The organism is Pseudomonas macauensis, from assembly GCF_047902425.1.
Lineage (GTDB): Bacteria > Pseudomonadota > Gammaproteobacteria > Pseudomonadales > Pseudomonadaceae > Pseudomonas.
Genome location: NZ_CP138377.1, coordinates 3,798,840 through 3,811,143, shown reverse-complemented (window position 1 = coordinate 3,811,143; position 12,304 = coordinate 3,798,840). Strand labels below are relative to the sequence as shown.

Annotated in this window: 15 protein-coding genes; 13 read left to right on the top strand and 2 right to left on the bottom strand. The window is 60.6% G+C overall.

Annotated features, from left to right (window positions below):
- Window positions 1–257: 257 nt before the first annotated feature.
- The 11 genes from SD196_RS17430 (at window position 258) to copD (ending at window position 9,858) form a co-directional block, all read left to right on the top strand.
- On the top strand, window positions 258–611 hold the full coding sequence (locus SD196_RS17430; RefSeq protein WP_416310479.1) for a hypothetical protein: 354 nt from the start codon (window positions 258–260) through the stop codon (window positions 609–611).
- 105 nt (window positions 612–716) lie between these two features.
- Window positions 717–1,154 carry a hypothetical protein gene (locus tag SD196_RS17425; protein ID WP_331318765.1) on the top strand — a complete coding sequence of 146 codons (438 nt, stop codon included), beginning with the start codon at window positions 717–719 and terminating at the stop codon, window positions 1,152–1,154.
- Between the two features lie 91 nt (window positions 1,155–1,245).
- Window positions 1,246–1,497, top strand: a complete 252-nt coding sequence (locus SD196_RS17420; RefSeq protein WP_275611246.1) for a DUF2933 domain-containing protein — start codon at window positions 1,246–1,248, stop codon at window positions 1,495–1,497.
- Between the two features lie 81 nt (window positions 1,498–1,578).
- Window positions 1,579–3,846 carry a heavy metal translocating P-type ATPase gene (locus SD196_RS17415; protein ID WP_416310478.1) on the top strand — a complete coding sequence of 756 codons (2,268 nt, stop codon included), beginning with the start codon at window positions 1,579–1,581 and terminating at the stop codon, window positions 3,844–3,846.
- A 106-nt stretch (window positions 3,847–3,952) separates the two neighbouring features.
- Window positions 3,953–4,222, top strand: a complete 270-nt coding sequence (locus tag SD196_RS17410) for a heavy-metal-associated domain-containing protein (protein ID WP_275611248.1) — start codon at window positions 3,953–3,955, stop codon at window positions 4,220–4,222.
- A 12-nt stretch (window positions 4,223–4,234) separates the two neighbouring features.
- A complete protein-coding gene (locus tag SD196_RS17405; RefSeq protein ID WP_275611249.1) occupies window positions 4,235–4,678 on the top strand; it encodes a DUF411 domain-containing protein in 444 nt (147 codons plus the stop codon).
- Window positions 4,679–5,199: 521 nt separating this feature from the next.
- The gene (locus SD196_RS17400) at window positions 5,200–5,418 is read left to right on the top strand and encodes a plastocyanin/azurin family copper-binding protein (protein WP_343573121.1); all 219 of its coding nucleotides are present in this window, start codon (window positions 5,200–5,202) and stop codon (window positions 5,416–5,418) included.
- A 283-nt stretch (window positions 5,419–5,701) separates the two neighbouring features.
- Complete coding sequence (locus SD196_RS17395; RefSeq protein ID WP_416311753.1) at window positions 5,702–7,486, top strand: copper resistance system multicopper oxidase; 1,785 nt, start codon at window positions 5,702–5,704, stop codon at window positions 7,484–7,486.
- A 9-nt stretch (window positions 7,487–7,495) separates the two neighbouring features.
- The gene (locus SD196_RS17390; protein ID WP_416310477.1) at window positions 7,496–8,452 is read left to right on the top strand and encodes a copper resistance protein B; all 957 of its coding nucleotides are present in this window, start codon (window positions 7,496–7,498) and stop codon (window positions 8,450–8,452) included.
- 77 nt (window positions 8,453–8,529) lie between these two features.
- A complete protein-coding gene (gene copC / locus SD196_RS17385) occupies window positions 8,530–8,916 on the top strand; it encodes a copper homeostasis periplasmic binding protein CopC (RefSeq protein ID WP_275611252.1) in 387 nt (128 codons plus the stop codon).
- A 3-nt stretch (window positions 8,917–8,919) separates the two neighbouring features.
- Entirely contained in the window at window positions 8,920–9,858 is a 939-nt protein-coding gene (gene copD / locus SD196_RS17380; protein WP_275611253.1) for a copper homeostasis membrane protein CopD, read from the top strand.
- Window positions 9,859–9,958: 100 nt separating this feature from the next.
- Here copD and SD196_RS17375 read toward each other — a convergent pair whose 3' ends face one another.
- Entirely contained in the window at window positions 9,959–10,648 is a 690-nt protein-coding gene (locus SD196_RS17375; RefSeq protein ID WP_416310476.1) for a GNAT family N-acetyltransferase, read from the bottom strand.
- A gap of 226 nt (window positions 10,649–10,874) precedes the next feature.
- Here SD196_RS17375 and SD196_RS17370 point away from each other — a divergent pair, with 226 nt between their 5' ends.
- A complete protein-coding gene (locus SD196_RS17370; RefSeq protein WP_416310475.1) occupies window positions 10,875–11,228 on the top strand; it encodes a hypothetical protein in 354 nt (117 codons plus the stop codon).
- 126 nt (window positions 11,229–11,354) lie between these two features.
- Window positions 11,355–11,750, top strand: a complete 396-nt coding sequence (locus tag SD196_RS17365) for a DUF4280 domain-containing protein (protein ID WP_275611256.1) — start codon at window positions 11,355–11,357, stop codon at window positions 11,748–11,750.
- Window positions 11,751–11,756: 6 nt separating this feature from the next.
- On the opposite strand, the gene SD196_RS17360 is transcribed toward SD196_RS17365, so the two are convergent.
- Entirely contained in the window at window positions 11,757–12,302 is a 546-nt protein-coding gene (locus tag SD196_RS17360) for a toxin-antitoxin system YwqK family antitoxin (RefSeq protein ID WP_331318750.1), read from the bottom strand.
- Window positions 12,303–12,304 lie beyond the last annotated feature (2 nt).

Below are 12,304 nucleotides of genomic sequence, written 5' to 3'. Positions count from 1 at the left end.
CCGCATCGATGCCCGGTCTGGAGAAAGGCCGGAAACCAGGTTCAACCAACGCGGGCGGCTGATTGCGGCCGTCGGAGGGCAACGGCTGCCGATCTCGGGATGGACGTCCGAGCGAGTCGCCGGACTGTCGCGAAGCCCGCAGCTTTGCTTGATGCGGATCAAGTTCCGCTACGCTGCCGGCGCTAGTGTCTGGCTTATCTTTGCTACGGGCTGAGCAGATGATCTGGTTCCGGAACCGTCAACGCGCGTTGCTACGCATGGCCTTGGTGCTGTGGGTGCTGGCGTTCGGGGTTGCCGCAAGCCATGGTTGCCTGTCGTACCCAGCGCATGATCCCGCACTTGCCCATGCCGACCTTTCGACCAGCCTGGATGCTCCCGAGCACCAGCTTCATGCCAGCGGCTGTCTGCAGTTCTGCGACGACAGCGCGTCCGCGCTCAATGCGGCGCCGGGCCACCTTTCGCTTGACCTGGTCTTCTGGGTTCTCCTGCTTACGCGTCCCGTCCTCTTCCTGCCTGCTGTCATCCCCCTGCGCTTCGGCGCACTCGTCATGCACCGGCCTGCGCCGCCCCGGCCGCCGGCACGCCTGAGTTTCGTCCGCTTCAACGATTGACTCGCCGTCCGTGCGCTCGGCTCACCGGGCGCACAGTCCTGCTGCGCCTGCAAGACCAGGCGCGGCGCCGCTTCATTTCACCCGTTGAAATACCTGGAGATCGCCATGCACATCACCCTCAAATCGCTTGTCGCCGCACTACTGATCAGCAGCCCCCTCCTTGCCGTGGCTGTCGACGAACATCATCCAGACCCGGCCCCGGTGAAAGCCGAGAGCAAGTCGGTGCCGGCCCAGGGGCAGGAAAATGCCATGGCCGAACAGATGACGAAGATGCAGGCCATTCATGACCGCCTCGCTGTTGCCAAGACCCCGGAAGAGCGCCAGGCCGCCATGCGTGACGGTATGCAGGCGATGAGGGAAGGCCTTGGCATGATGCAGAACGGCTGCGCCGGCAAGGGCATGGGCCAGCACATGAAGATGATGGACTCGAAGATGATGGGAATGATGATGCAGATGATGGATCAGCAGGCCGACATGATGGGGCCGCAGTCGGGCATGAAGGATATGCCCATGCAGCACCCCATGGAGCAGCCGGCCCAGTAATCGCGCGGCGCGGCCCCAGTCCTGGCCTGGTAGGTGCAGGCTCTCACCAGGCCCTGGCGAGGTAGCCCGCGTTTGCCCCTGGAGAATGGTCATGAACACTTCGCATCCATCCCATCAGCCGTTGCGGTCCTTCTGGCGCAGCAAGCCGGGCATTGTCCTGGGCATGTTGCTGGTGATTGCCCTGTTCTATTTTGCTCGTGAGCACTACGGGCATATCTCGTTGCTGTTGCCGTACGCAATCCTGTTGCTGTGCCCTCTGATGCACCTGTTTGGCCATCACCACGGCGGTCACGGTCATCGGAGTGGAACGAACAACGCCCCCAAGGACGACGAAAGAGGCTGACTCATGCACGGTCACGAACATGCACGGCCATCACCCGGGAACAAAGCCGCCCTCGGCGAAGTGAAAGATCCGGTTTGTGGGATGAAGATCAGGACTGACAGTCCCTACCACCTGGAGCACGCGGGGAAGGCCTACTGGTTCTGCAGCGAAAAGTGCCTGTCGACGTTCAAGGCAGCGCCGGAACGCTATGAGGACGTCGTGCGCGATGAAGCAGCCGACGCTCCGTCGGTTGCAAGCGGTACCTGGTACACCTGCCCGATGCACCCTGAAGTGCGCCAACTGGGCCCCGGGAACTGTCCGAAGTGCGGCATGACCCTGGAGCCGGTGCTCCCGGAACTGGAACAGGAAGAGAACCCCGAGCTCAGGGACTTCTCCCGCCGCTTCTGGTGGACGCTGCCGTTGACCGTCATCGTCACGCTGCTGGCCATGGGCGGCCATGCCCTGAACCTGTTCCATGGCGCCACGCAGAACTGGGTCGAACTGCTGATCGCCAGCCCGGTCGTGCTCTGGGCGGGCTGGCCGTTCTACGTGCGCGGGGTGCACTCGGTGCTCCAGCGCAGCCCCAACATGTGGACGCTGATCGGCCTCGGCACTTCCGCCGCCTATCTCTACAGCGTCGTGGCTACGCTGGCGCCGGGGGCCTTTCCGGCGAACTTCATGATGGATGGTCGCATCGGTGTCTACTTCGAAGCTGCGGCGGTCATCATCTCGCTCACCCTGCTGGGCCAGATGCTCGAACTCAAGGCGCGCTCGCAGACCTCGGCGGCGATCAAGTCCCTGCTTGGCCTGGCGCCCAGGACGGCGCGACGTATCAACTCCGATGGCAGCGAGGAGGACATCCCGCTGAGCCACGTGCATCCGGGCGACCGACTGCGTGTCCGTCCCGGCGAGAAGGTTCCGGTCGACGGCTTGGTCGAACAGGGGGAAAGCGCCGTCGACGAGTCGATGCTGACCGGCGAGCCCATTCCGGTGCTGAAGCGGGCCGGGGACGCATTGATCGGCGCCACCCTGAACACCCACGGCAGCCTGGTGATGCAGGCGCAGAAGGTCGGCTCGGCGACCGTGCTTGCGCAGATCGTGCAGATGGTCGTGCAGGCGCAACGTTCGAAGGCGCCGATGCAGCGTCTGGCCGACGTGATCGCCGGTTACTTCGTGCTGGTCGTCATCGCCATCGCGGTCCTGACCTTGTTCGGCTGGGGCCTCTGGGGGCCACAACCCGGCTGGGTGTTCGGCCTGATCAATGCGGTGGCGGTGCTGATCATTGCCTGTCCCTGCGCACTTGGGCTGGCGACGCCCATGTCGGTGATGGTGGCCAGTGGCAAGGCCGCCGGCAGCGGGGTGCTGTTCCGTGATGCGGCGGCCATCGAGAACCTGCGCCGTATCGACACGCTGATCGTCGACAAGACTGGAACCCTCACCGAAGGTCGGCCTGTCTTTCAGGGGCTTGAGGCGGCTCCCGGCTTCAGCACCGACGATGTGCTGCGGCTGGCTGCCAGCCTGGACCAGGGCAGCGAGCATCCTCTGGCGCATGCCATCGTCGAGCAGGCCAGGGCCCAGGGGCTGGCATTGAGTCCGGCGGACGAGTTCGAAAGCGCCTCGGGTATTGGTGTGCGCGGCCAGGTCGAGGGACGTCGCCTGCTATTGGGCAACACGGCGCTGCTGGAGGATGCGGGAGTCTCCTGCGAAGCCCTGAAGGCGCGTGCCGAACAGTGGCGCAGTGAAGGGGCGAGCATTATGTACCTGGCAGTGGACGGCAGCGCAGTTGGCCTGCTGGCAGTGGCCGACCCGATCAAGCCGACCTCCCGGCAAGCCTTGGAACGCCTGCGGGCCGTTGGCGTGCGGGTCATCATGGCCACGGGTGACGGGCCGACGACGGCGCGCGCAGTAGCCCGCCAGTTGGGCATCGAGGAAGTGCATGGCGAGGTCAGGCCGCAGGACAAGGAGCGCCTGGTGGCTGACCTGCAACAAGCCGGCCGCCGCGTGGCGATGGCCGGCGACGGTATCAACGACGCGCCCGCGCTGGCGCGCGCCGATGTTGGCATTGCCATGGGCACTGGCACCGATGTGGCGATGAACAGCGCGCAGGTCACCCTGGTCAAGGGCGATCTGCTCGGCATCCTGCGCGCCCGCAACCTGTCCATGGCGACCGTGCGCAACATGCACCAGAACCTCACCTTCGCCTTCGCCTACAACGCCATGGGCATCCCCCTGGCCGCCGGGCTGCTCTACCCGCTGACCGGACACCTGCTGTCGCCGATGGTCGCGGCGCTGGCCATGAGCGTGAGTTCGGCGTCGGTTGTCTTCAACGCCTTGCGTCTGCGCAAGGCCTCGCTCGAGGGACAGGTTTGATGGGCTTGACCTTGCCACGATGGCAAGGTTGAGGATGGTCCCAGGGCTCGGAGCGGTTCAGTCAGCGTTCCGGGCAGAAAGATTTTCCTGCCGAGGAGTCATCACGATGAAAAGTATCGATCTGCGAGTTGAAGGTATGAGTTGCGCGTCCTGCGTCCGCCACGTGAATGCCGCATTGGCGCCGGTTGCCGGGGTTGCCGAGGTATCGGTCGACCTCGAGTCGGGCCGGGTGCGCGTCAGCGGTGACGCCGATGCCCAGGCAGTGCTGGTCGCGCTGCAGGGCGCCGGTTATCCGGCCAAGGTCGAAGCATCGGCTCCGGCCCAGGTCGGTGGCCAGGCGCGCGGCTGCGGCGGCAACTCCTGCTGCTGTCACTGAGGAGGGACCATCATGCGCAAGGCACTTCGCTTGACCGCCCTGGCCGGGCTGTTCATGGCATCCATCGCCCAGGCCGCCACAACCATCGATGTCTACCGCGATCCCAACTGCGGTTGCTGCAAGAGCTGGATCAAATACCTGGAGGCCAACGGCTTCAGCGTGAACGACCACGTCGAGCCGAACATGAGTGCGGTCAAGCAGCGCCTTGGCGTGGCACCGCGCCTGTCCTCCTGCCATACCGCGGTGATCGGTGGAAAATTCGTCGAAGGGCACGTTCCGGTGGCGCAGATCCGTGAGCTGGAAAAGCATCCGGAACTGCTCGGCATCGCGGCTCCCGGTATGCCTGCCGGCTCGCCTGGCATGGAAATGGGCTCCGCCCGGCAGGCATACCAAGTCATTGGACTTACCCGGGACGGCACCGATGAGGTTATCGCCGACTATCCGGCGACCCAATGATCGTGCGGACTTCCTTGTCGATGGCGTTCAACTGGCAGGTATTGAGTTCAGCGAGACGCGCCGCTTGCGTCGGCTCGTACAGCATCGAATGCGATGTGTGAACTCCAGATGGAAGTCGATCAGGTCATTACATACTTCAGCGCTGACAAAAAAGTAATCCGGGCATAAGCCGAGGGTAAGGCGGGTATCGCTAAGGTCGAGATGGTTGTTAGAGCGAGTGCATCGATTGGCCATATCCCCTTAAGGCCTTACCCATGTTCCCTGGCTGGTTGATGCCAATAGATTGATTTTTGATTTCTTGGCTTTGGATCGGGTTTCGATTTTGGAAGTCGTGGCGCGCCGGAGAAGGTAGATCGGAAGATTGAGATCAAGATGGGGATCTCTATTTTGAACCGTCTCGCTGAGACGTGACGAGTGGCGAAAGCGTCAGGTCTGTATTGAAAAATGAAGGGCTGGTTCTTCATGAGTTCAATCTGTGTAAACCAGCGGCGCACCTGGAACATCAGAAGGAAATGGTTGAGATGTTCAGAAGTGCTTATCTCACGGCCATGAAAGTGAGTGGTGTCGAGCATGATATGGCCGGCATGAATCACAATGATGCCAGCAGTGTTCTGATTGAATCAGGTGAGGCCAGGGAACTGGTTTGGACTTTTAGAAAAGTATCGGGGTTGCAGTTTGCGTGCAGTATCCCTGGGCATTACCAGAAAGGGATGTTGGGGCGGATTGAAATAAACCAGTGATAGTGGTGCTGTTTGTTTTGCCAGAGTCGTAGGCTCGTGGGAGCGATTCAGCAACGGCAGGCGGCTGACCAAGATGATGGCGGCAGCCCTGTACGGCCCGGAAAGCCAGGCTGGTAGCGGCAAGATCACATCCTTACAGAAATGTAATCATCGCGATTGCCTGAATATGGCAAATTTTTCAACGACATCTGGGTCGCCGATCGATCAGGATCGGAACGAAGTCAATTTCATTAATGGCTCGGAATGGCTCATAAGAACTCTCTCCTGGCAGGGTCGTAGCGGAATGCAGAACAAAACGTCAAGACGGACTTTCGTTAAGGGCCTTGCGGCGACAGGTATTCTCGGCGGGCTTGGTTTGTGGCGCACTCCAGTCTGGGCCCTTGCCAGTCCGGGGCAACCGACAGTGCTTGCCGGAACGGAGTTCGATCTGTTCATTGGTGAAACTCCAGTCAACCTGACTGGCGCAGTTCGTACGGCAATGACCATCAATGGATCGCTTCCCGGGCCAACTTTGCGTTGGCGCGAGGGTGACACGATTACGCTCCGCGTTCGTAACCGCCTGAAGGAAGATACCTCCATTCATTGGCACGGAATTATCCTCCCCGCCAACATGGATGGTGTGCCAGGTTTAAGTTTCCAGGGAATCGCGCCCGATGGAATGTACGAATACAAATTCAAGGTCAATCAGCATGGTACCTACTGGTACCATAGCCACTCCGGTTTCCAGGAGCAGCTTGGCGTTTTCGGGCCTTTGATTATCGATCCCAAGGAGCCAGAGAAATTCTCTTGCGACCGTGATTATGTCGTCATGCTCAGCGATTGGTCTGATGAGAATCCCAGTCGTGTCCTTGCGAAACTGAAGAAAGACTCTGGTTATTATAATTTTCACAAGCGCACGGTTGGCGACTTCATTGATGATGTAAGCGATAAGGGGTGGTCGCAGACCGTTGCAGATCGCAAGATGTGGGCGGAAATGAAGATGAGCCCTACCGATCTCGCTGATGTAAGTGGTTATACCTATACCTACCTCGTCAACGGTCACGCTCCTGATAGCAACTGGACCGGCCTCTTCAAGCCGGGCGAGAAGGTCCGACTGCGCTTCATCAATGCCTCTGCTATGACCTACTTCGATGTTCGGATTCCCGGACTGAAGATGACAGTGGTGGCTGCCGACGGGCAGCCCGTCCAGCCAGTGAGTGTTGAAGAGTTCCGCATTGCCGTTGCTGAAACCTATGACGTCATTGTCGAGCCGACAGACCAGGCCGCGTACACCATTTTTGCCCAGTCCATGGACCGTACGGGCTACGCCCGGGGCACCCTGGCCGTAAGGGAAGGTGTCAGTGCTCCAGTGCCGGCGCTGGATCCCCGTCCGCAAATCACCATGGACGATATGGGCATGGGCGGAATGGATCATGGAAGCATGGCGGGCATGGATATGTCTGGCATGGACCACGGCGACATGGCCGGCATGGATATGACCGGTATGGACCATGGCAGCATGGCTGGCATGGAGCACAGCCAGATGCAGGGAATGGGTGCGCAGATGCAATCCCACCCTGCGTCCGAGGCCGATAATCCCTTGGTCGACATGCAGACCATGACCCCTACGGCGAAGCTCAACGATCCAGGTATTGGCTTGCGTAACAATGGCCGGCGCGTGCTGACCTATGCCGACCTCAAGAGCACGTTCGAAGATCCTGACGGACGAGTCCCATCCCGAACCATCGAGCTACACCTGACCGGCCACATGGAGAAGTTCTCCTGGTCGTTCGATGGCATCGAGTTCGCCGATGCCAAGCCGCTGCTCCTCACGTACGGCGAACGTGTTCGTATCACCCTGGTTAACGACACCATGATGACGCACCCCATCCATTTGCATGGCATGTGGAGTGATTTGGAGGATGAACAGGGCAACTTCATGGTGAGAAAGCACACCATCGACATGCCGCCGGGGTCGAAGCGCAGCTATCGCGTGACGGCTGATGCGCTTGGTCGATGGGCCTATCACTGCCACCTGATGTATCACATGGAACTGGGCATGTTCCGTGAAGTGCGAGTGCAGGAATAGGAGAACAGCATGGACCTCGAACAGACCCGTCACTCCGTTTTGGCCCGCATCGCAGTCCTTGGGGTGAGTTTGCTTCCTTTGGCTGGTGCCCACGCTGAAGAGCCGATGCAAGGCATGGATGGCTCCCAGATGCAGGGGATGGATCATTCCCAGATGCAGGGCATGGACCATTCCCAGATGCAGGGCATGGATCACTCCCAGATGCAGGATGCGGACTACTCCGACATGCAAGGGATGCAACCGGCTGCACCAACGGAAAGCCGCACGCCAATTCCTGTGTTGACCGATGCTGATCGTGCCGCTGTGTACAAGGGCGGCATGGACCACCATATGGGACAAGCACTCAACTCCCTATTCGTCATTGATAAGTTGGAGTGGCAGGACGCCGATCAAGGTAGTGCCCTCAGTTGGGAGGCCAACGGCTGGGTTGGCGGCAATGTTGATCGCCTGTGGTTGCGCTCCGAAGGGGAGCGACTCAATGGGGTTACCGAGAGTGCCGAGCTGCAGGCCCTGTGGGGGCACTCCATCGGCCCCTGGTGGGACGTGGTTGGCGGCGTGCGGCAGGACTTCAAACCTGGCTCGCCACAAACCTGGGCAGCCGTTGGTGTCCAGGGGATGGCCCTGTATGACTTCGAAACCCAGGCAACTGCGTTCCTGGGGGAGGGCGGCCAAAGCGCTCTCAGGCTCGAAGGGGATTACGACATCCTCCTGACCAATCGCCTGATCCTTCAGCCGACGGCCGAAGTGAACCTCTATGGCCGGAATGACCCGCAGCGTGGCACCGGGTCCGGCATCTCCGATGCGGAGGTTGGACTGCGGCTGCGTTATGAGATCTACCGAGAGTTCGCGCCGTACGTCGGCGTCACTTGGAACCATCTCTATGGAAAGACAGCGGACTACGCCAGTGACGAGGGCGAGGACTCCAGCGAAACGCGCCTGGTCCTCGGCGTGCGCATGTGGTTCTAACCGGCCGCTTCCAGCCTTCTTCGTTCCTTCCAAGATAAACAAACAAGTAGAGCGGTATGAACCGCGAGGAGTCTTGCATGCAAAACCTGAAAACGCTTGCCGCCACGGCGGTGCTCGGTGCCGGAATGCTGCTGAGTGCCGCCGCCCAGGCACACCCCAAACTGCTTTCCTCCTCGCCTGCTGAGGGGAGTGTCGTCGAGGCTCCAGCCAAGATCGAACTGCACTTCTCGGAAACGTTGCTGACTCAGCTCTCCGGCGCCAAGCTCGTCATGACTGAAATGCCGGGCATGTCCCATTCCTCGCCCATGGGCGTGAAGACGGCCGTCTCAGGCAGTAGCGATCCGAAAGTGATGCTCATCACGCCGGCAGCTCCTCTCACCACCGGAACTTATAAGGTCCAATGGCGGGCCGTTTCCTCTGATACGCATCCGATTACTGGCGCTGTAACCTTCAAGGTGAAGTAAGCCATGGGTGACCCCATAACTGTCGCTCTGCGTTTCGCCTTGTATATCGACTTGATTCTGCTTTTTGGTCTGGCGTTGTTCGGGCTATACAGCCTCAAGGGACAAGAGCGGGTCAGCGGAGTTGTATTCAACTTTGAATCGATATTGTTATGGGCCGCCTTGATCGGCACCTTGCTGTCTGTGGCAGCGATGCTGCAGATGGCGAAGGTGATGAGTGGAGTGTCCAGCTTTTTCGAGCTTCATCACCACATCCTGCAAATGATCGTGACGGATACAGATGCAGGTCTGACCTGGATGGTCAGAATAGCGGCGCTGCTACTGATTGCGGTGGTCGCGATTTTCGGCAGGCGCGCCCCGACCCTGAGCCTGGTCTTGTCTTCACTGTTGGGAGCCACAGCCCTTTCCACTTTGGCCTGGACAGGACACGGCGCGATGGATGAAGGCCTCTTGCGCTATGTCCACTTCACCAGTGATATCGCACATCTTCTTGGTGCGGGTGGCTGGCTCGGAGCATTGATCGCATTCGTGCTGCTGCTTCGCTCCAATCGGCTCGATGGGGAGCAGCGTCTGCGCTTGCTGTCGCGAACCTTGACGGGTTTCGAGTCGGCAGGGGCATTGATCGTCATCAGCTTGTCCATTACCGGTATCGCCAACTACGTTCTCATCGTTGGCCCGGAAATCAGCGGAGTGATGAAAAGCACCTACGGCTTGTTACTGGCGCTCAAGATCGCACTCTTCGTGGGAATGCTGATCCTGGCAGCGGCGAATCGTTTCCACCTCAGTCCGCTGCTTGACCGGTCCTTGCAAACGGGTCGTCATGCGCCTGCCATCAAGGCGCTGCGACGCAGCATCATCCTGGAACTTGCGGTGGCGGTTGCCATTATCAGCATCGTTGCCTGGCTTGGCACATTGAGTCCTGAGATGGATATGGCGGCAGAGTGATTCGGCAGAGCCTGGGCCCCTGATCGCCAGGCCTTTGCACGGCACCACCATCGCTTGAGCGGCTGCTGTATGCCCGGATGATCGCGTCGGCAGTTGGCCGTCAGTGAATCGTAGGGAAACGCTCTTTCACCAAGGCTTGCGCCTGGTGGGCCATCTGGTCGAGCAGACGGTCGCGTTTTTTCTCGGCCTCGCTCATGGCCTTCCTGCCGTATTGCTGCAGCAGGTAGGCGTGGATCTGCCGTACTTCCTTGGATTGGTAGATCGGGGCCAGGTCCTGCACCGCCACCATGCCGTCCGAACGGTGATCACGGGTGTTCAGCAGCACCTGCGGCCCCTGCGCTGCCAGTACCTGAAATCCTATCGACTCAAAGGTCGGCACCTTGTTCGCCGCGCAGGCCAACTCGGCGTGGGGACGATGCTTGAGCATCTGCTGCACCAGGGCCCGGCCAATCCCGCGTCGACGGTGGCTGGCCCTGACCGCCATATAGGCCAGCGTGCAGGCCTCGGCATCGTCCTGGCTCGGCAGGTACAGGGCAAAACCCAGCACCTGGGAGGGATCCTCATCATCCAGGGCCAGGATCAACCGTGCCGTGCTTTCCACGTCGCTGTCCATGGCCTGCAGATACAGATGTACCTCGTAGCCGATCACGTACTGGTACAACTGATAGAGCGGATTGCTGGGCGTCAGCGGCACCGGGCTGACGTCGCTGAAGTAGTCCACCACCATTTGCAGAACCTGACTCTTCAGGGACTCGGGCGGCGGGGTGTCGAGGTTTACAAGGGTGAACATCTGAAACTGGCTCCGGGCGTGCCCGATCGGAGGGAATCGGCGCGGGTGCCATTGTAACGTCCGAGGGCAGCCGGTATGACGTTAACGGTAGATCGCTATGCAGCCTTGCTTAAAACCATCTACACACATTTGACGATAGTGGGGCGGTGAGGCGAATGGATAGCTGGTTGAGCGCCCACTGCTACAGATTTCAATCGTCGGTAGGCCCGTAACAGGGAGATGCGCCATGAAAGGGATGCTCCTGTTGTTGCTTTGCGCAGCGACGATCATTGCTCTACCGATACTGATCTACCTCGCGGTGCGGGCAGACTATCGTGCCAGCAAGCAGATGAAGATCGACTTGAAGCGGGACTTCCAGAGCGTTCTGGAAGAGTTCCAGATTGGCTCCTACAAAGTCTTGGTCGAGCGGACGTCCCACGGGCACTCCACGAGAGTCTCCGAGGTTTACCGTATTTTCCATGACGACAAGGGGCAGTATTACTTCTATCAATACATCTCGGGTCACCCCGGTATAGTGAAACTCCTGAGCCGGGAGCGTGCACTTCTAGCCGCCGGAGCGAAGGACGAGGCCAAGGTTTGAGTGGTCATCACTGCCAGCAACGCGTCCTTGCTCAAGCATCCACTCTCGGCCGTCAGGTACTGTTCGGAGCGCTTGGTATGGCGGCCGGGAAAGCTGGCCTCGGACTTCGTCGAGCGAGGTGATTCCATGGGCTGTCCCCAGGTTTGTAGCGGTGCAACCCTGCAGTGCAGCTTCGGCGTAGCACCGTCGATGCTCAACGTATTGCCGGTCAACCGAACACTGTCGAGCGGCATGCCGGCGGCCAACCTGCAGGATCACATTCCGTTGGTGAACATCCTGCCTTTTGGTCTGTGCAGCAGTCCGGCCAACCCGACGGTGGCCGCGGCCACGGCGGCGGCACTTGGCGTGCTGACGCCCATGCCGTGCGTGCCGGCCACGGCCTCGCCCTGGATACCCGGCGGCCCGCCTACGGTATTGCTGGGCGGCATGCCGGCGCTGGATTCGAATGGAACGTTGATGTGCAACTGGGGTGGGGTGATCAAGGTGTTGATGCCCGGCCAGGTGCAGATGCTGATTCCCTGAGGCCGCTCAGGCCTCGCTGGGCTCGCCGCGACTGCCCAGCCACCAGCGCAGTCGCGAGACCGGCTTGCCGTTCTCGTCCAGCGGTCGACCGTCTTCGGCGTAGGCGCGTGGTTGCTCCACGGGCACACCCTTGGCGTATCGCGCTTCCTGGGCCAACTGACCATTGCCGTGGAAGCGGCGGAACGGGCCCTCCTGCACACCATCGCGATAGAAGGCCTGTTCGGCGAGAGTGCCGTCGGCAAGGTAGCTGGACGCCTCGCCATGCATCAGTCCATCGCGGTAGCTGACTTTGCGTTGCAACCAGCCCTCGGCGACGAAGAAGCGCGCCTCGCCATGCAGCCGCCCACGGACGTAGGGCAACTGTGCGCTGATGCGCCCGTTGGGGTGGTAGAGCGTGCTGGTGCCGTGCAGTTCGCCATCGCGGTAGTCGAGGCTGGCTTGTGGGCGGCCGTGCTCGCTGATGCGTAGCGGGCCTTCCAGGGCGCCATCCTGCAGACGGCCTTGCAGGGTGCTGTCGCCACGTTTGAGGTCCAGGGTTCCGCTGTTGGCCATGT